Origin of the sequence: Bacillus cereus group sp. BfR-BA-01379 (genome assembly GCF_022663605.1) — a bacterium.
GTDB classification, from domain to species: domain Bacteria; phylum Bacillota; class Bacilli; order Bacillales; family Bacillaceae_G; genus Bacillus_A; species Bacillus_A mobilis.
Window position 1 is genome coordinate 1 of record NZ_JAKUFT010000010.1, and the last position, 22,276, is coordinate 22,276.

The following is a 22,276-nucleotide window of genomic DNA, read 5'->3' on the forward strand; positions in this document are numbered from 1 at the left end:
ACTTGAGCAAGGAACTCATGACAAGGCTACTACCACGGATCATAATGAGAAATCATCAGAATAAACTGATGACCGGTATGAAAAAATGATGTCTATGAGTGTGAGGGAGTATTTGCCCTCGCACTTATTGTAATTCTTAAAATATAAACATAAAAATTCAGAAAAAACAAAATAATATTGAGAAATAAAAATAATTGAAAATACTAATAAATATTTGTTGTATTTATAGAGTGTTGTTCGTTATAATGAACTTAAGGTTTTTAAAAGAGAACGAACATTAGCTAAGCTGATATAGTTTTCTTTATATCTCTTATTGAAAAATAAGAGACAAAAATATAAAAAAACAGCTAGGGGGAATTGATTGTGAGTCTGAAAAAGAAATTAGGTATGGGAGTTGCATCAGCAGCATTGGGGTTATCTTTAATTGGTGGAGGAACGTTTGCATTCTTTAGCGATAAAGAAGTATCAAATAATACATTTGCAGCTGGGACGTTAGATCTTACATTAAACCCTAAAACGCTTGTAGATATTAAAGATTTAAAACCAGGGGATTCTGTTAAGAAAGAGTTCTTATTAAAGAATAGTGGTTCGTTAACAATTAAAGACGTTAAACTAGCAACAAAGTATACTGTGAAAGATGCAAAAGGCGATAATGCTGGTGAAGACTTTGGAAAGCATGTTAAAGTGAAATTCCTTTGGAACTGGGATAAACAAAGTGAGCCGGTATATGAAACAACTTTAGCAGATTTACAAAATGCTGATCCAGATCTTTTAGCTAAAGACATCTTTGCTCCTGAGTGGGGAGAAAAGGGTGGATTAGAAGCAGGCACAGAGGATTATCTGTGGGTACAATTTGAATTCGTAGATAATGGACAAGACCAAAATATTTTCCAAGGTGATTCATTGAACTTAGAATGGACATTCAATGCTAACCAAGAAGCTGGCGAAGAAAGATAATAAAAAAGCGGGTATCCCCCGCTTTTTTTTATAAAGAAAAAAGAAGTGCCGCTTGTAAGCACTTCTTTCTATTTATTATTTTTGATCGTGTTTCCATTTTGTAAATTCAAGAAATTCACGAAATTGTTCTTTGGAGACACCTGAGCTCATCGCATCTTTAACAAGTTGTGTCCATTCGGAGTCTAAATGATTTTCCTTTGTTGTTTCATCATGAAGTAGAGTATCAACTGGAATTTGTAGAACTGCTGCGATTTTTTCAAGAAACTGAATGGAAGGGTTTTTTTGTAAATTTCGTTCTATAGAACTAATGTAAGATTTAGCAACGCCAGCTTTTTCGGCAAGTTCAGTTAATGAAATACCTTTTTGTAAGCGAAGGCGTTTTATACGTTCTCCAATCATATTTGCGCACCTTTCTATCAATATGTAGTCGTCTTATGATGTCATTATTATAACACAAACTTCGTTAAAAAGAACAAGCCTATTGAGCCTGACTGGATGGCTTCATACGTTGGAAAAAATGTTCGATATCTTGCAGGGCGATACCAGCGTCTAGAGCTTCAAGTATTAAATCAATCCATTCTTGGTCCAGTGCGTCAGTCTTATCTTTGTACAAATGTAATTCCTCCCTAATTATCGGTCATAACTGCTGCTACAGAATATATGATAATACAATTGCATTTTGTGTTTTATATAGTGAATTATCAAATATTTTGTAGATAAAACAAAGATAAAATCCCCATTAAATTCCCTCTATGGCGATTATAAAGTTTCTGACAAATATTTTCAATATTTTCAGAAAACATTGTTGAATTGTGATATATTCGTATACTAACTATGAAATTTTTACAAATATATTAAAAAAATTACATAATATAACTAAATATTGAAAAAATATTGAATTTTTAATAAAATTCAATTTGTAATACATATTTTTTATTAGGGGAGGAAATAAGGGATGAACAAGAAACCGTTCAAAGTTTTGTCATCAATCGCTTTGACAGCTGTGTTAGGTCTTTCATTCGGAGCGGGTGGACAGTCTGCATATGCTGAAACACCTGTGAATAAGACAGCTACGAGCCCAGTCGATGATCATTTAATTCCAGAAGAACGTTTAGCAAATGCGCTAAAAAACCGTGGGGTAATTGATTCGAAGGCTTCAGAGACAGAAACAAAGAAAGCCGTCGAAAAATACGTAGAGAACAAAAAGGGTGAAAATCCTGGGAAAGAAGTATCAAATGGGGACCCACTTACGAAAGAAGCATCTGACTTTTTAAAGAAAGTGAAAGATGCGAAAGCAGATACGAAAGAAAAGTTAGACAAACCAGCAACAGGGACACCTGCAGCGACAGGCCCAGTTAAGGGTGGTCTAAATGGTAAAGTACCAACTTCTCCAGCAAAGGGAAAAGAATATAACGGTGAAGTTCGTAAAGACAAAGTACTCGTTTTACTTGTAGAGTACGCTGACTTTAAACATAACAATATTGATAAAGAACCTGGTTATATGTATACTGACGACTTTAACAAAGAACATTATGAAAAAATGTTATTCGGTAATGAGCCATTCGCATTAGAGGATGGCAGCAAAATCGAAACGTTTAAACAATATTACGAAGAGCAATCTGGCGGTAGTTATACAGTAGACGGAACAGTTACAAAATGGTTAACCGTTCCTGGTAAAGCTGCTGATTACGGTGCAGATGGTGCGACAGGTCATGATAATAAAGGACCAAAAGGACCACGTGATTTAGTAAAAGATGCATTAAAAGCAGCTGTAGATAGCGGTATTGATTTATCAGAGTTTGACCAATTCGATCAATATGATGTAAATGGCGATGGAAATCAAAAACAACCGGACGGTTTAATCGATCACTTAATGATTATCCATGCGGGTGTTGGACAAGAAGCAGGTGGCGGTAAATTAGGTGACGATGCAATTTGGTCACATCGCTGGACTGTTGGACCAAAACCATTCCCAATTGAAGGCACACAAGCGAAAGTTCCATATTGGGGCGGAAAGATCGCAGCGTTCGACTACACAATTGAACCAGAAGATGGCGCAGTTGGTGTATTCGCACATGAATATGGTCATGATTTAGGTCTTCCAGATGAGTATGATACAGACTATACTGGTGACGGTGAACCAATTCAAGCTTGGTCTGTTATGAGTGGCGGAAGCTGGGCGGGTAACATTGCAGGAACAACGCCAACGAGTTTCTCACCGCAAAATAAAGAGTTTTTCCAAAAAACAATCGGTGGTAACTGGGCAAATATCGTAGAAGTAGATTACGAGAAATTAAATAAAGGTATCGGTCTAGCAACATATTTAGACCAAAGTGTTACGAAATCTAACCGACCAGGTATGATTCGTGTTAACTTACCAGATAAAGATATAAAAACAATTGCGCCAGCATTTGGTAAGCAGTATTACTACAGTACAAAAGGTGACAATCTTCACACAAAAATGGAGACGCCACTGTTCGATTTGACAAATGCAACGACTGCGAAATTTGATTTCAAGTCATTGTATGAAATTGAAGCAGAGTATGATTTCCTTGAAGTACATGCTGTAACAGAAGATGGCCAACAAACATTAATCGAAAAACTTGGTGAGAAAGCAAATAGTGGCAATGCACATTCAACAAATGGAAAATGGATTGACAAATCATATGATTTAAGCCAATTCAAAGGTAAGAAAGTAAAATTAACATTTGAATACATTACAGATGGTGGTTTAGCATTAAACGGTTTCCTACTTGATAATGCATCACTAAATGTAGACGGTAAAGTAGTATTCTCTGATGATGCAGAAGGTACACCGCAGTTCAAATTAGATGGATTCGCTGTATCTAATGGAACAGAGAAGAAAAAACATAACTATTATGTAGAGTGGAGAAACTATGCTGGTTCAGATAACGCATTGAAATATGCTCGCGGTCCAGAATACAACACTGGTATGGTTGTATGGTATGCGGATTCAGCTTACACAGATAACTGGGTTGGTTTACATCCAGGACACGGTTTCCTTGGCGTAGTTGATTCTCATCCAGAAGCAATTGTTGGAACTTTAAATGGTAAACCAACAGTGGCAAGTAGTACACGATTCCAAATCGCTGATGCGGCGTTCTCATTCGATAAAACGCCAGCTTGGAAAGTTGTATCTCCAACGCGCGGAACGTATACGTATAATGGCTTAGCAGGCGTACCGAAGTTTGATGATTCGAAAACGTATATTAATAAACAGATTCCAGATGCAGGACGTATTTTACCGAATCTTGGCCTGAAGTTTGAAGTAGTAGGACAAGCTGATGATAATTCTGCAGGTGCTGTTCGTTTATATCGTTAATACAGTAAAACTACCGAAAGATTTTCTTTCGGTAGTTTTTTTGTGAGCAATGAATTTTATATACAAGAAGAAATTATATATAATGTAACTTTACGAATAGAAATTTATTATATATGAGGTCTATATAAATAATGAAAGAATTGGATAAAAATAGTGGGAGAAGGTGAATGAATGAGTGTTTCTTCTATTGTAAATAAACAAAAGGCATATTTTTATAATGGCCATACGAGAAGTATAGAAGTGAGAAAGAATAATTTGAAGAAGCTTTATAAAGGCATTCAGCGCTTTGAAGAAGAAATATTTCAGGCATTGAAATTAGATTTAAATAAGTCAGTTCATGAGTCGTTTACAACGGAAGTTGGATATGTATTAAAAGAAATTTCCTTTCAATTGAAGCATATTTCATCGTGGAGTAAACCGAAGCGAGTTCGAACAGCACTCACTCATTTTGGATCAAAGGGAAAAGTAGTGCCAGAACCGTACGGTGTGACACTTATTATTGCACCGTGGAACTATCCATTTCAATTAGCGATTGCACCTCTTGTAGGAGCGTTGGCGGCTGGAAATACAATCGTTTTAAAGCCGTCAGAGCTAACGCCAAACGTTTCCAAAGTGCTTACGAGAATGTTAGAAGAATTATTCCAAGAAGAGCTTGTAGCGGTAGTAGAAGGCGGTGTAGAAGAGAGTACGGAATTGTTAAAGGAACCGTTTGATTATATGTTCTTTACAGGTAGTGTCGGTGTTGGAAAAGTTGTGATGGAAGCAGCAGCGAAACGACTGATACCACTCACGTTAGAACTTGGCGGAAAAAGCCCATGTATTGTACATAAAGATGCAAAAATAGATGTAACAGCAAGAAGAATCGTGTGGGGTAAGTTTTTAAATGCAGGGCAGACGTGTGTAGCGCCTGATTATATGTATGTGCATGCTTCCGTAAAAAAACAGTTAATCGAGGCATTACGACACGAGATTGCGGAGCAGTATGGAAAAAATCCACTGAACAATGACAATTATGTACGAATTGTGACTGAACGTCATTTTGAACGTTTATGTGCATTTTTGAAAGATGGTGAAACGGTAATCGGTGGGAACTACAAAAAAGAAACTTTACATATAGAACCAACAGTGTTAACGAATGTTACGTGGCAAAGTACTGTTATGGAAGATGAAATTTTTGGTCCGATTTTACCAATTATAGAATACGACAACATAGAAGAGGTAATTGGCACAATTCAGCAACATCCGAAGCCATTAGCGTTATATGTATTTTCTGAAGATAAAGAAGTACAAAAGAAAGTGACGAGTAATATTTCATATGGCGGAGGATGTATTAATGATGTTGTCTATCATCTTGCAACACCATATTTACCTTTTGGTGGCGTTGGAAGTAGTGGATTAGGTAGTTATCATGGGGAAGAAAGTTTTCGGACTTTTTCACATTATAAAAGCATTTTAGCCCAATCTACGGCATTCGATATGAAAATTCGTTACTCTTCTACAAAAAGTGCTTTAAAATTCATACGAAAGTTGTTAAAATGATGATGGTGTTTATCAGTAGGCGTAGCCGTATGATAATAGCCCCTTCGCAATGGAAGGGGTTTTTCTGTTCGACACATGTATCGTGCGAAAATGAATCAAACATACTACATAAAGAATAGAAGAGAACGCAGCTAAACAACCATTTTTGTTTGGATCGAAACAAAAAATAGTCTATAGAACATAAATATTTATTCATGAATATAAAAATTAAAATTTAAGGTAGATAGGACGGGAAAATGAAAAAGATTATTAAAGTTGAAGCAGTAGAAAAACATTTTGGAAATCAAGTGATTATCCCACCTCTTTCTTTAGACATTAAAGAAGGGGAATTTTTAACGATTTTAGGGCCGAGTGGTTGTGGGAAAACAACGTTACTACGCATGATCGCAGGTTTTGAAACGCCAACTAAAGGGAATCTTTTATTAGATGATGAAAAGATTAACGATTTGCCACCATATAAGCGTCATATGAACTTAGTGTTCCAACATTATGCGCTATTCCCGCATATGAATGTGGAGAAAAATATTTGTTTCGGTATGAAAATGCAGAAAGTACCGGCAGCAGAGCAGAAAGAGCGTGCTGAAGAGGCAATGCGTTTAACGCAGTTACTTGAGTTCCGTAATCGTAAACCTGCAAAGCTTTCTGGTGGACAGCAGCAGCGTGTAGCAATTGCGAGAGCGATTGTAAATAATCCGCGAGTATTATTACTAGATGAGCCACTTGGGGCGTTAGACTTTAAGTTAAGAAAAGATTTGCAACGTGAATTGAAAAACTTACAACGTAATTTAGGAATTACGTTCATATACGTAACGCACGATCAAGAAGAAGCAATGAGCATGAGTGATCGTATTGTCGTTATGAATAAAGGACATATTGAACAAATTGGAACACCGAAAGAAATTTACAATAAGCCGAAAACAATGTTCGTTGCGACATTTATCGGTGAAAATAATATTGTGAAAAACGGGGAAGGCTATGTAGCAATTCGCCCTGAAAATGTAAAGGTACGTTCGGTTGAAGAGCCGATTTTAAAAGAATACCATCTTGGACATATTGAAGACGTTGAGTTTGTTGGAAATATGGAAAAGCTGTATGTACGTGACGAGAAAACATCAGAATTACTAATGGCATATCAAACTGCTGAAGAAGCAGCGCAGTGGAGCATTGGAGATAATGTATACGTAGGCTGGGAGCAAGAGGACGAGGTGACCTTAAATTGAAAAAAGGGAAATTACTCGCACTACCGACAGTCGCGTGGCTGTTAATCTTCTTCCTAATTCCCCTTCTGTTTGTATTGGCATTTGCCTTTATGCAGCGCGGGGCATATGGGACAGTGGAAATGCAATTTACGTTAGAGAATATCGCTCGTGTGTTTGATCCACTATACATGGGAACGTTATGGGAAACTGTTAAGATTGCAGTTATTACAACAGTAATCTGTTTAGTAATTGGTTATCCATTTGCTTATACAATTACAATTGTTGATCGTAAATACCGTTCCATTCTTTTATTATTGGCAACGATCCCGTTTTGGATTAACTTCCTTGTTCGTTCATACGCATGGATTGTTATTTTACGTTCACAAGGTCTTGTAAACACATTGCTATTGAAACTAGGCATTATAAGTGAACCTTTAAATTTACTATATAACACACCTTCTGTAATACTCGGAATGGTCTATTCTTTATTACCATTTATGATTTTACCGGTGTATGCAGCGATTGAGCAGCTTGATAAGCGTAAGCTAGAAGCAGCTTATGATTTAGGAGCAACACCAGCAAAGGCATTTTGGAATGTAACAGTACCAATGACGATGTCAGGAATTGCTACTGGTTCTATTTTAGTATTTGTATCTTCTATCGGAATGTTTGTTGTATCAGACGTTATGGGTGGATCGAAAGTAGCGTTAATCGGAAACGTAATTCAAAATCAATTCTTAGGAGCGCGTGACTGGCCGTTTGGTTCTGCGTTATCTATGATTGTTGTTCTATTCTCTGTTCTGTTAATTTACTTATATTATCGTGCAACGAAAGTATATAAATATGATGGGAACGGAGGGGAATAGGCAAAGATGAAGAAGTTTTTAGTTTCTTATTCTTGGTTAATTTTATTGTTCTTGTATTTTCCAATGATGGTTTTAATGGTATATTCCTTCAATGATTCTCGCATTAATGCGGAATGGGAAGGTTTTACATTCCATTGGTATACAGATTTATTTCAAAAGCAAGATGTTATTGATGCGTTTGTAAATAGTATGACGATTGCGATTGTAACGACGATTGTAACGACAGTTCTTGGTGTGATTTTCGCGATTGCATTACATCGTTATAAATATCGTTATGAAGGGGCTATTAACGGTCTTGTGTATTTACCAATTTTAATTCCTGATATTTTAATGGGATTATCTTTACTTATTTTATTTAGTCAATTAGGTATGGAACTTGGCAAAACAACAATTATTATTGCGCACATTACATTTAGTATTTCATTTGTTGTCGTTATTTTAGCAGCACGTCTTTCTGGTATGGGACGTGATTTAGAAGAGGCTGCGAATGATTTAGGAGCAACGCCGTGGCAAACGTTTCGTTATGTAACGTTCCCAGCAATTGCACCAGGAGTTATTTCAGCCGCATTATTAACATTCACATTATCAATCGATGATTTTGTAATCAGTTTCTTCGTATCAGGACCAGGATCAACAACATTGCCATTATACATTTACAGTATGGTTAAGCGCGGAGTATCACCAGAAATTAATGCACTTTCTACAATTTTAATTGTAGCTATCGTAGGATTAATGGTTCTATCTGAAATCTTCCGTAACAAAGGTGCAGATGGTGAAGAAAACTCTGGAGGACACCTTCCTTTATAATACGAACGATATAGAAAGTACGAGGAGGTAATAAACCGATGAAATTAATGAAAAGATTAGCCGGCGCAGCAATTAGCTTTAGTCTTGTTGCTGGTGTACTTGCTGGTTGTGGTGAAAAGAAAGAAGAGTTAAATATTTATAGCTGGGCTGACAATTTTGATGAGCAAGTGCTAAGAGATTTTGAAAAGAAATATAACGTGAAAGTTAACTATGATAAGTACGCAAGCAACGAAGAAATGCTTGCGAAATTACAAGCTGGTGGCGCGAAGTATGATTTAATTCAGCCATCTGATTACATGGTTAAAACAATGGCGAAAATGGATTTATTAGCGCCGTTAGATAAAAAGAATATCCCGAATATCGAAAATATGATTTCTAATTTCAAAACACCTGCGTTTGATCCAGAGAATAAATATTCTTTAGTATATACTTGGGGTGTAACAGGGATTGCATACAATAAAAAGTATGTAAAAGAAGTTCCTACAAGCTGGGCTGACCTATGGAATGAGAAATATAAAGGGCATGTAACTTTATTAAATGATTCTCGTGAAGTGTTAGGAATGGGTCTTAAGAAGCATGGATTCTCAAACAGCACGAAAGATGATGCACAGTTAAAGACAGCTGCAACAGATTTACAGAAGCTACTTCCAAACTTATTAGCATTTGATACAGATAATATTAAACAAAAATTCATTACAGAAGATGCTTGGATCGGAACAGTTTGGTCTGGAGATGCAGCATTTATCGCAAAAGATAATAAAGATGTAGAGTATGTTGTACCAAAAGAAGGCGGCACAATTTGGGCTGATACGTTAGCGATTCCAAAAGGTGCAAAAAACAAAGAGCTTGCAGAGAAGTTTATGAACTACTTACTAGATGAAAAAGTAAGTGTGAAAAACTACGAGTCAATTGGATACAGTAATCCTAATGAAAAAGCTCATCCTCTTCATAGTAAAGAATATCGTGACAACCATATGATTTTCTTAACGAAAGAGGAATTAGATCGTACAGAATGGCTTGTTGATGTAGACGATAAGTTAAAAGACTATGATCGTTACTGGACAGAGTTAAAAACAAAAGGTAAATAAGTAAGAAAATGCGGTTTCTAAAATAGAAATCGCATTTTTTCATAGTAGGAGGAAATCGCTTGAAAAAGAAGTTGCATCAATATGAGGTAGTATGTATCGTTTTATTACTTGCTGTATTTGGCATTGTTGCTTGGCGCGTACAAGCGGGTGGCGTTACAGTGATGGATACATATGTCCGAGCGTTAGTAAAAGGTTTACAAACAGAAGGTACGCTTACATTTTTCTCATATTATACAAAATTAGGGTCTGCCATTGGGATCGTAATTACGCTCGCTATAAGTTTACTTGTTTTTTGGAGAAAACGTTATTATGCTGCGATGATCGTGTATCCAATGGGTATTTTAATAACACATCTTGTGAATAAAGGGATAAAAGAAATTGTGAAAAGGGAGCGCCCGTCGTTAAATGAAGCATTGGATGCGCTTGGGTATAGTTTCCCTAGTGGGCATGCAATGTTATCTATTATGACATTCGGCTTTCTTGCTTATATCATTGCGGCAAATTTGAAGAGTGTAACTGGGAAATATGTTATAACGATCTTGATGGGAATCTTAATTGTATCGATTGGATTAAGCAGAGTTATTTTAAATGTGCATTACCCAACTGATATTTTAGCTGGTTATTGCGTAGGTGGTATTTTGTTAATTATGGCGATTTACTGTCATCGTTTACTTACCGAGAGATTGGGGCTTAATAAAGAGAGATAAAGTGAAATTTTAATCAGTGGGGGTTTTCTTCATCCCCCACTGATTATTAGCCCTCACCAATCGGACTTTTATGGCAGTTGATTCCCCACCTAACTTCTTTGCTTTCGCTGAATTTTAAGGTGGGGGTCTTACTGCACATTAAAGCGGGATAAAAAACGTCTAGAAAAACTATTATTATAGTGTTTCTAGACGTTTTTTGTTTGTACGAAGATGTGATACAGTATAAATAACAATTGAATTATTTAAAGTAGGTGAAAGTGCGTGAAGACAAATGTACATAAAGTAGATAAGTGGGGGAAGTTAGGCACTTTTTTGTATCAGTTTCGTTATACAGTAATTGTAGCATTACTATTGCTTGCGATAGCGCTTGGTATTTTTGCTCCAAAGCTACCAGGAGTATTAGGTGGTGACGGTTTCCAAACAGAAGGGGACTATCAAAAGACGAAAGAAATTTTAGATAAAGATTTTAAGAGGTCTCAAGATACACTTTTACTCGTTTTTGAAAAAAATAAAGGTGTTTCACATGAAGAATTTCAAAAGCAAGTAGAGGGAATTGTAAAAAATGTACAAGAGAAAGAGACTTATGAATCTTTCCATCACCCAGTGCAAAATAAAGAAATGTTACAAGATGATATCGGCTATGCGACAATTTTATTTTCCGGGAAAACAAATAAGGAACGAATGGAAAAGACATTACAATTTGCTGATAAAGTCGAAAAGGAAAGTAATGTAACGTTAAAAGTAACGCCAACAGGATTTCCAAAAATTAATCAAGAGATTAATGAAAGAACGCAAAATGATTTAAAAGTAGCAGAGATGATTGGGTTACCGATTGCATTTCTCGTATTACTATTTTCATTTGGTAGCCTTTTAGCATCTATTTTACCAATTGTAAATGGGGCACTTAGTGTTATTAGTACGATGGGAATATTATACTTTATAGGTGTCGATAAGGAACTATCTATCTTTGTGTTAAATGTTGCACCGATGATTGGACTTGCCTTATCTATTGATTTTGCGCTATTATTTGTAAATCGCTTTCGAGAGGAAGTTGCAAAGCGAACGGTAAAAGAAGCGATAGCAATTACATATCAAACAGCAGGGCGTGCAATCGTATTTTCAGGATTATGTGTATTTGTTGGATTATCCGGCTTGTTTTTCTTTAAAATCGATTATATTCAATCTGTCGCAATTAGCGGAATGATTGTTGTGATTATGAGTATTTTATTTTCACTCACACTCCTTCCAGCGCTATTATCCTTAATTGGTAAACGAATATTAAAAAAGAATCAAGTAGCACATACACCAGCAAAGGCGTGGCGTAAATTTGCACAATTTGTAATGAAACATCCAATTGCGATGATTATTGTCGTTACAACATTTATTGTTATTTGCTTATTACCATTACGTACTGCGAATTTGCAGTTCCCTGACGTGGAAGCTCTACCTAAACAAAGTGATACAAGAGTTGCATATGAAAAGTACGAAGAAGCATTTAATAAAACTGCAAAAAAACATGCTGATGTTACGTTAGTGGTAGAGACAAAAAAAGATATGAAAGAAAAAGAAAGTTTACAAAAGATAGAAGAATTCGTTCAAAAGTTACAAGACGATAAGAAAGTGTATGAAGTAAGAAGCTTATATGACGGGTTAACAGGTATGAAAGCAGATCAAGTTGCTGGAATGTTAGAGTCACCAGAAGCAGCGAAACTAGCTCCTGTATTTGAAGCATATACGAAAGGGAATAAGACGACGATAGAAGTCTTTCTGAAAACAAAACCACGTACTGAAACTGCTAAACAGTGGGTTCGTGATTTTAAACAAAATTATAAAGAAACAGATGTGACGTATTATCTAGGCGGAATGACGACCTTCCAACAAGAGTTAGAAGATGAAATTAAAGATAAAGTTGCGATTGGTATGTCTGTTATATTTGGATCGACCTTTGTTATATTATTATTCGCATTCAAATCTATACTCATTCCAATTAAGGCAATTATTATGAATATACTTAGTTTAAGCGCAACAATTGGAATTGTTGTTTGGTTATTTGAAGGTGGGCATTTTGGCTTAGAAGCGAGTCCAGTTCTATTTGTCTTACCAATCTTCATTTTCGGTCTCGTATTTGGGCTTAGCATGGATTATGAAGTCTTTCTTATTTCACGTATTCATGAATTGTATGAAGAAACAGGAGATAATGATCAAGCTACGTTAGAAGGACTTGTGTCAACAAGTAGAATCATTACTTCAGCTGCGTTAATTATGATTGTTGTAACTGGTGCATTTGCCTTTACTGATATTTTACCAGTACGGCAAATGGGGCTTGGTGTTGCACTAGCAATATTCCTTGATGCAACAATTATTCGTCTTATGCTCGTACCAAGTTTAATGAAATTGTTTGGAGACTGGAACTGGTGGTTACCATTTCGAAAGAAAAGAGAAAAATCATCGTAAAAAATACTCATCTTATAGATGAGTATTTTTTTATGAATAGCAAGACCTACATTTTGCAAATAGTATGTGATAAGAACATTACATATAAGTAGGTGAAGGCAATGTTTCGTTATTTTAAGTTTAAGCTAAATGATACAGTACAGTTTGCAGAAAACGATGGGCATATGTATCGCATTGTCGGTTATCGGTTAGAAAAAGGATTTTATCCAAAAGATGAATGGACTCATATCATTTATGAATTGCTGAGAGATTTTGATGGATATACGATGGATGCAGAAGAGGAGGAACTTGTAAAGGTCATTCAAGTAGAGGATGAGTATTACAAAATACAAGAAGTATCGGGCTATCGTTATCCAGTAAAAATGAAGCAAAAACAACACGTAATGAAAGTAGAAAAGATGGATGATTTATTAGATACGTATAATGATTATAAAAGATTGGCGGATTTCTTTAAAGATTTATCGTATGAGCAAAAAGCCGAAGAGGTATTGCAAGAAATGAAAAGGCGTAGAGCATGAGGGGGCAGTCTATTATAAGGCTGTCCTCTATTTTTGACGGTGCATCAAAGTGTATTTTCCGTTACAATGAGAGAATCAATAGAAATAAGGTGATACAGTATGGAAACGAAGAAAAAGGGCGAATGGTGCGAAATTACTGTTCCAGCGAAATGGAATGGCATAAGTATTGATTCGTTATTAAAAATAGAATGGGAAATACCGAAAAAGTTGTTACATCAGCTTCGTATGGAGAAAGGTGTTACCGTTAACGGAGAACAAAGAAGATGGAATGAGCTTTTAAAAGAAGGCGATAAGTTACAAGTTCATATGTTTGTGGAGGAAGAATACGATGTAGAGCCTGAATATGGTGAATTACATGTAGTATATGAAGATGATCACGTACTTATCGTGAATAAGCCTGAGAAGATGGATACGCATCCTGCTGAAAAAGGTGGAACGGGAACACTTGCAAACCTTGTTGCCTTTCATTTTCAAATGCAAGGTTTAGAGACGAAGGTTCGTCATATTCATCGGTTAGATAAAGATACGACAGGTGGTGTCGTGTTTGCTAAACATAGAATTGCTGGTGCAATTATGGATCGTTTATTAATGGAACGAAAAATTAAAAGAACATATGCGGCGCTTGTGGAAGGGAAAGTAAAAGGCAAGCAAGGAACAATTGACGCAGCGATTGGAAGAGATCGCCATCATGCGACGAGGCGACGCGTTTCTCCAAAGGGAGACCAAGCAATCACATATTATAGAGTAGAGAAATATTATAAAAACGAAAATGTTACGCTCGTAACGTTACAATTAGAAACAGGTAGAACACATCAAATTCGTGTTCATATGAGCTATCATGGTAATCCATTAGTTGGAGATGTATTATATGGTGGACAAACGAAACATATGACAAGTCAAGCGTTACATGCGATGAAGATTCATTTCTTGCATCCCATTACGAAAGAAGAAATCGAAGTGGATGTACCATTTCCTACAAAATTAAATAACACAATGAAAAAATTTCAAAGAATGAATGCGTAAAGTGTAAGTTTAAATTTGAGAAAAGTAGATTTTTGCAGGAATTTCTCTAAAAGAAGCGAAGCCGTTAAGAGAAAAGAGAGGTGAGAATCACTTGGTCAAATATAAATATATACTAGGAATATTTTTCGCTTGTCTTTTAGTTACTCTATGCCTTTATCCATATTTACCAAACTTTATGGCAGTACATTGGAATGAAAATGGTGGGCCGAACGAGTTTATGAGTAAACAGGTTGTTATAGCATTTATTCCTTGTCTTATTATTTTTTTACATGGATTCGTGTATATTATTTCACATAATATATATAAGTTTAATGAAGGCGAGCATATCATTATAAACGGATTTCTAAAGACGATTACTTTATTTATGTTGTTTATCCATATGCTCATTCTCTTTATTAATTTTAGAAGTATGATATCTTTTCAGACAGGACTAACAATTGGAATTAGTATGTTTCTTTTTATGCTTAGTAAAGGATTTAAAAACATTAAGAGTACGGAAAAAGACCCAATTAAATTACAAAAGATCCGTTTAGTGAGTAGGCGGATTTTTCAAGTGATGGCATGTAGTATATTGTTTTCATTGTTTTTGAACTTGAAGTGGGGGTTTTACGTGTTACTTAGTGTAATAAGCTGTGGCTCCATTTTATTTATGTTTTACATATTGTACTCATACATAATAGAAAGTTATGAAACGTAAAAAAGAGTCTTCTCATTATGAGAAGACTCTTTTAATCTATTTACTTCGTAATAAATTGTTGTGTCCAGTAGTTGCCGCTTTCTACATAGCCAACACCGATGTGAGTGAAGCCGTTATTTAAGATGTTTGCACGGTGTCCAGCACTGTTCATCCAAGCTTGTACTACTTCTTCAGGTGTACGTTGGCCTTGGGCGATGTTTTCACCGGCAGATGTATAAGAAATACCAAATTTCTTCATCATGTCAAATGGAGACCCGTATGTAGGGCTGTTATGATCAAAGTAGTTGTTTTTTTGCATATCTTCAGATTTAATGCGCGCTACTTTGCTTAATTCAGTATCGATTTTTAAAGCTGGTAAGCCTTGTTTTGTACGCTCAGCGTTTGTTAATTCAACAACACGTTGTTCGAACTCGCTTAAAGATTTTGCTTCTTCAGCAGGCTTTTGCTCAGCAGGTTTTTGTTCAGCAGGCTTTTGAGTATTGTTGTTTTCAGCTGGTTTTTGAGCTTCTGGTTTTTGAACTTCTTCAGCAGGCTTTTGCTCAACTGGTTTTTGCTCAACAGGCTTTTGAGTTTCTGGCTTAGCTGTTGGTTGCTCAGTTACAACATTTTCAGTAGGTTGTTGACCAGGAATAATGCAATTTGGTTGGAAGTTTCCTTGTTGCCATTGTGCTAATGATTCCACGCCCATAGATTGTAAGAATGCTTGTAATTCTTGTTGGCTCATTTGCTTCATCATCACTTTTGAATGCTGAATATTTTGAACCTTTATGTTAGATGGTTGTACTGTTGCAGCTTGTGCATCTAGAGAAGATACTCCTAAAGTAAGAGCCGTTGCAGCAGCTACAGATAATAAAACACGCTTTTTCATGATGTGTGTCCCCCTATATAAAGTTTTAATTTGTTTTCACACGATTTGTTTTTGACAGCCTGTCTGACTGACAAATTCATCGTAGCATAGATTTTGTGAGAAAAAAGATGGAAAAAAATTCATAGACTTTTAAATTACCTAATTTATCCTAAGTGAAGAAAAGGGAGAAAATAAGAGAAACGTAGAGTATAAAAGGAATTTTTAGCATTTTTATACTTCATTTTAAGAGGGGTTTTTGGATAAAGTTACCTGAATAGAAAATAAGGAATCCTATTGTATCAATGGTTTGAGCGATTTTTCGAGGAATATACTGGATTGATTTTTACAAAACTGTAATGTTTCTGTTGTTCTTTTTTATAATAAAGTAACATATTTTTAATGTTGTAGCGGACAAAAAAGCGGCTATCTCTTTACATAGACGAAGGAGATAGCCGTTTTCCTATTATTACGTATGTTACGAGTTATTACGAGTTGGTTTCAATTGCTTCTAATAATAAATCAACAATGTGAATTCCTCTCATTTTATGAGAAAGGCCTTCTCGCTCAATGCCTAATTTCATTTGTAATAAGCAACCTGGATTTGCGGTAACAATGGTTGCTGCTTCTGTTTCATGCACGCGATCCATTTTATAATCTAGAAATTCCATGGATAACTCTGAATGAACAATATTGTAAATACCAGCAGAACCACAGCAGCGATCCGCATCTTTCATTTCACGGTACGTTGCGCCTTGAATTGCTTCTAGTAACATACGAGGTTCTGAAGATGTTCGCATAACATTGCGTAAATGACAAGAGTCTTGATACGTAATAATTTGCGACTTGAGTCGTAGGTCATTACGTTTATGGAAATCTAGTTCTACTAGAATAGCGGTAATATCTTTAATTTTAGAAACAAACTGCTTTGCACGTTCAGCCCACTGTGGATCGTCTTTTAAAAGATAATCGTAGTCTACGAGGTAAGCTCCGCAACCACCAGCATTCGTAATGATATAATCGATGTTTAAATCTTCGAATGCCTTTATATTGCGCTTTGCTAATTCTTTTGCTCCACTTTTCTCACCAGCATGTCCATGTAATGCCCCACAGCAACTTTGTGTTTTCGGAATAACGATATCACAACCAGCTAACTGAAGTAGTTTCATCGTTGCATTATTTGTTTCTAAAAACATCGTATCCATTAAACAACCTGTGAAGAATGCAACTTGTTTCTTCTTTGTACTTGCAGCAGGTAAAAATGCAGGACGATCTTTCATTGCTTTCATTTTTGGGACTTTTGGTAAAACGAGATCCATCGTTGCAAGTGTTTCAGGGAATAACTTCATAATTCCTGTTTTATGTGTTAGCGTTTGTAAACCGGAACGTTGGTAAAATCCGATTAATCCTGTTAATGTTCTCATTCGATTTTGATGAGGGAATAGTCCTTCAAAAACGACTTTACGAACAGCTCTCACTGGTACTGAGAACTTTTTGTTTTGATTTATAATATCACGAGCTTCTTCTAATAAATGTCCATAATTCACACCGGATGGACAAACAGGTTCACAAGCACGGCAGCCGAGGCAAACATTTAATGTATTTTCAACATCTTCATCTGGCTCAATTAAACCGTCAACGACCGCTTTCATTAATGCGATACGTCCACGTGGTGAATGCGATTCTTTATATCCAGATTGAATATAAGTAGGACAAGTTGGTAAGCAGAAACCGCATCGCATGCAGTTTAGTAGTTCATCTTCACTTAATCGTTTTTTAAATTCCTTTTGAATGTTTTCTTTATTTAATGTTGTCATCGCTCAACCACCACTCTTTTACGAGTGTCCTTCGCGAACATCTTTCCTGGATTCATAATGTTATTTGGATCGAAGGCTTGTTTAATTCCTTGCATAGCAGCAATACCTTCTTTACCTAATTTCATTTCTAAATAAGGAGCTTTCATCGCTCCAACACCATGTTCACCAGTAATCGTGCCGCCAAGTTCAATTGCTTTTGCAAATATTTCAGCAAAAGCTTGTTCAGCTCTGTGCATTTCTTCTTCATTACGAGCATCTGTCATACAAGTTGGATGTAAGTTACCATCACCAGCATGCCCAAACGTACAAATAGGAATATTATATTTTTTTGCAATGGCATTAATCGCTTCAACCATTGGAGCGATTTGTGAACGTGGTACCGTTGCATCTTCTAGTATTGTAGTAGGTTTTAATCTTGCAAGTGCTGATAGTGCACTGCGTCGAGCTGTCCGAAGTGCATCTGCTTCCGCTTCATCTTTTGCAACGCGAACATCAACTGCATTCATAGAGCGACAAACGTTAGCCATTTTTTCAATATCTCGATTGACAACTTCAGGCGGACCATCTTGCTCAATTAATAAAATTGCTTTTACGTCAGTTGGTAAACCGATTTGAGCAAACTCTTCAACTACTTCAATTGTTGGTTGGTCTAAAAACTCGAGTGTTGCTGGAATGATTTTATTTGCAATAATAGAAGAAACAGCACGTGCAGCTTCATTAATATCTTCATAGAGCGCAAGCATCGTCTTCTTCGTTTCAGGCATCGGAACAAGTTTTAATATCGCTTCTGTTACGACACCAAGTGTTCCTTCAGAACCGATAAATAATCGAGTTAAATCGTAACCAGCTACATCTTTTGCTAATTTACCGCCAGTACGAATAATATCGCCATTTGGTAAGACAAGTTCAAGACCCATCACATAATCACGTGTTACGCCATATTTTAAGCCGCGTAAGCCACCTGAGTTTTCATTAATGTTACCGCCGATTGTAGAAATTTTCATCGAGCTTGGATCTGGTGGATAAAATAAACCTTTTTCTTCTACCGCTTTAATAATATCAAGCGTAATTACACCAGCTTGTACTGTGATTGTTAAATTCTCTTCATCAATTTCTAAAATGTTATTCATATGACGGAAGATAAGGACGATACCGCCTTCAAGTGGACATGTGCCTGCGCAAAGGTTTGTTCCAGAACCACGAACATATACGGGAATGTTGTGAGTGTTACATATTTTTAACACTTCCGCCACTTCATTTGTATTACGAGGAGCAATGACTGCATCAGGCATTGCTTGGAAGTTTGGAGTGGCATCATAACTATACGTTAAACGCCCCATATTGGATGTATCTACATTATCTTCGCCAACAATGGATACGAATGAATGAATAATTTGCTTTTCTAACATTGGAAATCCCCCTCAAACTGTTAACGTATTTAGTCATTATAAAAAACGTTGTCACAGTGCTTTCATTATAATGATAAAAAAGTTGGGGGATTCTTTCTATGTATAATAATCTGAAGATTACTCTGTTTTATCATTCTTTTTTGTATGATTATCTAATAAGAGGAGCGAGAAGTATAAAATATGTAAGTCTTTGAATTGTTTCGGGTCAAGTCCTGTATGCTCCTCAACCTTTTTAAGTCTGTAATGCAATGTGTTAATGTGTATATGTAATTGTTCAGCTGTTTGTTTATAAGATTGGTTATAATCGATAAATAAGCGTAAAGTGTGCATAAGTTCAGGAGATGATAGTAAGTTTTCGATCGTGCGCCTTAGAAACTGTTCCCGCGTTTCTGCAGAAATATCTTGTAAGCACATTTCTAAACGTAAATCTTCATTAAATACAATTTGTTTTGTTTTAAGTGATACGGAAAGAGCTTGTAATGCTTGTTCATACGATAAGTTCATATTGCTAGGCGTAACGGATTGTCCAATCCCGATATATAAAGGAATAGAAAACGAATTTTCACAGTCTTGTTTTAATCGTGTTAAAAATTGATACGTTTGCTCTTTGGAGTTCGTGGCTGTAAATAAAATAAATCGATCGTTTCCCCAACGAACAAATAGATGCTCCTTTGTTAATAGATTGCGTACGTGTTGCCAAATTTTCCGCTGAAGCATCGTGTCATTTTGATCGATAGAGAACAAAATGAGTTGTTTCTTCTTATATAAATCAATACCAAGTGTTTTGGCGCGATCAAGAAAGCTTGGAGACCAGTCTGTATTTTGAAGCCAATCAAAGACAAATGCTTCATAAGAACGGTGTTCAAGTTCTAGTTGTTCTAAAAAGTAGTTTTCGTGAATGAGTAGTTCGGTCATTTTACGTAATATTTCTCCGTATTGTGAAATGTTTTCAGGTTCGCCTGTAATTCCAATGACACCAATTACTTCGTCATGAAATAGTAAGGGAAGGTTCATCCCGGCTTTTACACCTTGCAAACGTCGTTCATCTTCTTTTGTAATAATGACAGTTTTCTTTTGTTTCGCACAGCGGAGTGCACCCTCATGAAATTGACCGATTCTTTCTACATCTGTACTTGCGATAATAACGCCTTGTATATTAATAATAATGATATTTTCTTTAATTAGTCTGCGTACTTCTCGTACAATTTTATTCGCTAAATCAGGAAAAAGCATAATTTGCACACCTCAAATTCTATTTGTTGTACATTATATATGTAAATGAAGTAAGAAAGGAAAATTTCACACTTTCCACACATTTATTTGTTATTTTACAATTATAACGAAATCATCCGAAGATGGAGGGAATCTTTTGAGAAAGTATGTTTTTCTTCTCTGTTTTTTATTTCTATTAGTAGGGTGTCAAGGAAGTACATATACACCGATTGCTAAAGATAAAAGTGTTATGATAACAACGAATATAAAAGAAGGTAGTATCAGTTTTGTTGATAAACAAACTAAAAAATTAATTACGACATGGGAACTGAATGAACCAATGGCAGGAGTTGCACTACTTCCAAACGGCGAGGACATACTTGTATATGGCAAGCAGTTAGAGTACATGTATGTATATTCACTAACAGAAGGAAGGCAAGTGGACAAGTATAAAACTGGAAAAGGCATTGTAAATGTGATTGTATCCGAAGATAAAAAGCAATTATTTGCTGCCGATCAAACTGCTCAAAAGGTAAGGTTCTTTACGATAAAAGGGAAAGAGACAGGGAGTGTGTCAACCGGAAAAGGACCAATAACGATGGTAGAGTACCATAACCAGTTATCTGTATTAAACTTTTATGATACGAAGCTAACGACTATTGATACAAAGAAAAAAGAAGTGATACAATCCTTTATGATTCCACCAGCATCAACGGGAGCGACAATTAGCTCAGATGGGAAAGAAATATGGATTGGCGGACATGGTGATGGAAATCAAGTCAATGAAAAAGTATTAGTATATTCATTGCAGAGCGGAGAAATGGTACGTTCTTTACATGCTCCGTTTATGCCTGTGAATATAACGAAGGATAATAAGTATGTATATGCATTAAGTCACGGTTCGAATACGCTTAGACAGTTTGATGTTAGCACGTATAAAGAGGTAGCTTCTGTAGAAATAGGGTCGAACCCATTTGCATTTTTGAAGAGCGGAGCAGAAGGATACGTAGCAAGCTATGATAGTGATGAAGTGTGTGTCATAGATATGAAGAATTTGAAAATAAAACAAACAATTAAAGTCGGAAAAGGGCCGTTTCAACTCATAGAGAGGGAAGGGAAGAACAATGAGTAAATATAGGGTGCTAGTTGTAGATGATGAAAGTGATATGAGGCAGCTCGTTGGCATGTATTTAGATAATTTCGGATACGATTGGGGCGAAGCTGAAAATGGAAAAGAGGCGCTAAAAAAATTAGAGACGGATCATTATGATTTCGTTGTATTAGATATTATGATGCCAGAGATGGATGGACTTTCAGTTTGTAAAGAAATTAGAAAAACATCAGATGTACCAATTATATTTTTAACAGCAAAAGGTGAAGAGTGGAATAGGGTGAACGGCTTACGTATGGGAGCAGATGATTATATTGTAAAGCCATTTAGTCCTGGAGAATTAATTGCTCGTATGGAAGCTGTGCTAAGACGTTATACAAAGCAAGAGCAACAAGAGGAGGTTCAGTTTGGACCGATCCTTATTAATGAAAAAAGTAGGAAGATTGAGGCTGATGGTGAGCCGATTTCTCTTACAGTAAAAGAGTTTGATTTACTCTATTTTCTTTGCCAGCATACAGGACAAGTATTTAGCCGGGAACAATTGCTGGAAAAGGTATGGGGATATGATTATGCCGGAAGTACAAGAACAGTAGATACGCACGTAAAAACGATGCGTTTAAAGCTTGGAGAAAGTGGAAACTACATTCAAACGGTTTGGGGTGTAGGCTATAAATTTGAGGTGTAA

At 36.0% G+C, this 22,276-nt stretch carries 20 protein-coding genes; 14 read left to right on the forward strand and 6 right to left on the reverse strand.

Annotation, left to right across the window (positions count from 1 at the left end; genetic code table 11):
* Window positions 1–363: 363 nt before the first annotated feature.
* The gene (calY, locus tag MR113_RS05825; protein WP_242252212.1) at window positions 364–957 is read left to right on the forward strand and encodes a biofilm matrix protein CalY; all 594 of its coding nucleotides are present in this window, start codon (window positions 364–366) and stop codon (window positions 955–957) included.
* 75 nt (window positions 958–1,032) lie between these two features.
* On the opposite strand, the gene MR113_RS05830 is transcribed toward calY, so the two are convergent.
* Entirely contained in the window at window positions 1,033–1,356 is a 324-nt protein-coding gene (locus MR113_RS05830; protein WP_000578881.1) for a helix-turn-helix domain-containing protein, read from the reverse strand.
* Window positions 1,357–1,435: 79 nt separating this feature from the next.
* Window positions 1,436–1,570, reverse strand: coding sequence for an anti-repressor SinI family protein (locus MR113_RS05835; RefSeq protein ID WP_000276217.1), 135 nt, complete (start codon window positions 1,568–1,570; stop codon window positions 1,436–1,438).
* Between the two features lie 342 nt (window positions 1,571–1,912).
* On the opposite strand from MR113_RS05835, the gene inhA1 reads away from it, so the two are divergent.
* The 11 genes from inhA1 to MR113_RS05890 all read left to right on the forward strand — a co-directional run bounded on the left by inhA1 (window position 1,913) and on the right by MR113_RS05890 (window position 15,198).
* On the forward strand, window positions 1,913–4,300 hold the full coding sequence (gene inhA1 / locus MR113_RS05840; protein WP_001035922.1) for a M6 family metalloprotease immune inhibitor InhA1: 2,388 nt from the start codon (window positions 1,913–1,915) through the stop codon (window positions 4,298–4,300).
* Between the two features lie 171 nt (window positions 4,301–4,471).
* Window positions 4,472–5,839, forward strand: coding sequence for an aldehyde dehydrogenase (locus MR113_RS05845; RefSeq protein WP_242252214.1), 1,368 nt, complete (start codon window positions 4,472–4,474; stop codon window positions 5,837–5,839).
* Window positions 5,840–6,075: 236 nt separating this feature from the next.
* Window positions 6,076–7,059 (forward strand): spermidine/putrescine ABC transporter ATP-binding protein PotA, encoded by a 984-nt coding sequence (potA, locus tag MR113_RS05850; RefSeq protein WP_000720323.1) that lies wholly within the window; start codon window positions 6,076–6,078, stop codon window positions 7,057–7,059.
* On the forward strand, window positions 7,056–7,904 hold the full coding sequence (gene potB, locus MR113_RS05855; protein WP_000715495.1) for a spermidine/putrescine ABC transporter permease PotB: 849 nt from the start codon (window positions 7,056–7,058) through the stop codon (window positions 7,902–7,904). Before potA ends, potB begins: the two co-directional genes overlap by 4 nt.
* 6 nt (window positions 7,905–7,910) lie before the next feature.
* Window positions 7,911–8,711 carry a spermidine/putrescine ABC transporter permease PotC gene (gene potC / locus MR113_RS05860; RefSeq protein WP_000714199.1) on the forward strand — a complete coding sequence of 267 codons (801 nt, stop codon included), beginning with the start codon at window positions 7,911–7,913 and terminating at the stop codon, window positions 8,709–8,711.
* A gap of 38 nt (window positions 8,712–8,749) precedes the next feature.
* Window positions 8,750–9,799 carry a spermidine/putrescine ABC transporter substrate-binding protein PotD gene (gene potD, locus MR113_RS05865; protein ID WP_242252216.1) on the forward strand — a complete coding sequence of 350 codons (1,050 nt, stop codon included), beginning with the start codon at window positions 8,750–8,752 and terminating at the stop codon, window positions 9,797–9,799.
* A 59-nt stretch (window positions 9,800–9,858) separates the two neighbouring features.
* A complete protein-coding gene (locus MR113_RS05870; RefSeq protein ID WP_242252217.1) occupies window positions 9,859–10,506 on the forward strand; it encodes a phosphatase PAP2 family protein in 648 nt (215 codons plus the stop codon).
* A 261-nt stretch (window positions 10,507–10,767) separates the two neighbouring features.
* The gene (locus MR113_RS05875) at window positions 10,768–12,960 is read left to right on the forward strand and encodes an MMPL family transporter (RefSeq protein ID WP_242252218.1); all 2,193 of its coding nucleotides are present in this window, start codon (window positions 10,768–10,770) and stop codon (window positions 12,958–12,960) included.
* Window positions 12,961–13,061: 101 nt separating this feature from the next.
* Window positions 13,062–13,478, forward strand: coding sequence for a hypothetical protein (locus MR113_RS05880; RefSeq protein WP_061678834.1), 417 nt, complete (start codon window positions 13,062–13,064; stop codon window positions 13,476–13,478).
* Window positions 13,479–13,577: 99 nt separating this feature from the next.
* The gene (locus tag MR113_RS05885; protein ID WP_242252220.1) at window positions 13,578–14,501 is read left to right on the forward strand and encodes an RluA family pseudouridine synthase; all 924 of its coding nucleotides are present in this window, start codon (window positions 13,578–13,580) and stop codon (window positions 14,499–14,501) included.
* Window positions 14,502–14,592: 91 nt separating this feature from the next.
* Window positions 14,593–15,198 (forward strand): DUF1648 domain-containing protein, encoded by a 606-nt coding sequence (locus MR113_RS05890; RefSeq protein ID WP_242252222.1) that lies wholly within the window; start codon window positions 14,593–14,595, stop codon window positions 15,196–15,198.
* A 40-nt stretch (window positions 15,199–15,238) separates the two neighbouring features.
* On the opposite strand, the gene MR113_RS05895 is transcribed toward MR113_RS05890, so the two are convergent.
* From MR113_RS05895 to MR113_RS05910, 4 genes are all read right to left on the reverse strand, one after another.
* Entirely contained in the window at window positions 15,239–16,066 is an 828-nt protein-coding gene (locus MR113_RS05895; protein WP_071758941.1) for a CAP domain-containing protein, read from the reverse strand.
* A gap of 464 nt (window positions 16,067–16,530) precedes the next feature.
* Window positions 16,531–17,859 (reverse strand): (Fe-S)-binding protein, encoded by a 1,329-nt coding sequence (locus tag MR113_RS05900; protein ID WP_242252224.1) that lies wholly within the window; start codon window positions 17,857–17,859, stop codon window positions 16,531–16,533.
* Window positions 17,856–19,268 carry a glycolate oxidase subunit GlcD gene (gene glcD, locus MR113_RS05905; RefSeq protein WP_242252229.1) on the reverse strand — a complete coding sequence of 471 codons (1,413 nt, stop codon included), beginning with the start codon at window positions 19,266–19,268 and terminating at the stop codon, window positions 17,856–17,858. The genes MR113_RS05900 and glcD overlap by 4 nt, the downstream gene beginning before the upstream one ends.
* A 117-nt stretch (window positions 19,269–19,385) precedes the next feature.
* Window positions 19,386–20,501, reverse strand: a complete 1,116-nt coding sequence (locus MR113_RS05910) for a CdaR family transcriptional regulator (protein ID WP_242252232.1) — start codon at window positions 20,499–20,501, stop codon at window positions 19,386–19,388.
* 136 nt (window positions 20,502–20,637) lie between these two features.
* Here MR113_RS05910 and MR113_RS05915 point away from each other — a divergent pair, with 136 nt between their 5' ends.
* Window positions 20,638–21,612 (forward strand): YncE family protein, encoded by a 975-nt coding sequence (locus MR113_RS05915; protein ID WP_242252233.1) that lies wholly within the window; start codon window positions 20,638–20,640, stop codon window positions 21,610–21,612.
* Window positions 21,605–22,276, forward strand: coding sequence for a response regulator transcription factor (locus tag MR113_RS05920; protein WP_242252236.1), 672 nt, complete (start codon window positions 21,605–21,607; stop codon window positions 22,274–22,276). Before MR113_RS05915 ends, MR113_RS05920 begins: the two co-directional genes overlap by 8 nt.

What these genes read in the sequence shown, in the direction of transcription:
- MR113_RS05830 (WP_000578881.1), bottom strand. Translation starts at nt 1,356, where the DNA reads ATGATTGGAGAACGTATAAAACGCCTTCGCTTACAAAAAGGTATTTCA.
- inhA1 (WP_001035922.1), top strand. Translation starts at nt 1,913, where the DNA reads ATGAACAAGAAACCGTTCAAAGTTTTGTCATCAATCGCTTTGACAGCT.
- MR113_RS05845 (WP_242252214.1), top strand. Translation starts at nt 4,472, where the DNA reads ATGAGTGTTTCTTCTATTGTAAATAAACAAAAGGCATATTTTTATAAT.
- potA (WP_000720323.1), top strand. Translation starts at nt 6,076, where the DNA reads ATGAAAAAGATTATTAAAGTTGAAGCAGTAGAAAAACATTTTGGAAAT.
- potC (WP_000714199.1), top strand. Translation starts at nt 7,911, where the DNA reads ATGAAGAAGTTTTTAGTTTCTTATTCTTGGTTAATTTTATTGTTCTTG.
- potD (WP_242252216.1), top strand. Translation starts at nt 8,750, where the DNA reads ATGAAATTAATGAAAAGATTAGCCGGCGCAGCAATTAGCTTTAGTCTT.
- MR113_RS05880 (WP_061678834.1), top strand. Translation starts at nt 13,062, where the DNA reads ATGTTTCGTTATTTTAAGTTTAAGCTAAATGATACAGTACAGTTTGCA.
- MR113_RS05885 (WP_242252220.1), top strand. Translation starts at nt 13,578, where the DNA reads ATGGAAACGAAGAAAAAGGGCGAATGGTGCGAAATTACTGTTCCAGCG.
- MR113_RS05895 (WP_071758941.1), bottom strand. Translation starts at nt 16,066, where the DNA reads ATGAAAAAGCGTGTTTTATTATCTGTAGCTGCTGCAACGGCTCTTACT.
- MR113_RS05900 (WP_242252224.1), bottom strand. Translation starts at nt 17,859, where the DNA reads ATGACAACATTAAATAAAGAAAACATTCAAAAGGAATTTAAAAAACGA.
- glcD (WP_242252229.1), bottom strand. Translation starts at nt 19,268, where the DNA reads ATGTTAGAAAAGCAAATTATTCATTCATTCGTATCCATTGTTGGCGAA.
- MR113_RS05910 (WP_242252232.1), bottom strand. Translation starts at nt 20,501, where the DNA reads ATGCTTTTTCCTGATTTAGCGAATAAAATTGTACGAGAAGTACGCAGA.
- MR113_RS05920 (WP_242252236.1), top strand. Translation starts at nt 21,605, where the DNA reads ATGAGTAAATATAGGGTGCTAGTTGTAGATGATGAAAGTGATATGAGG.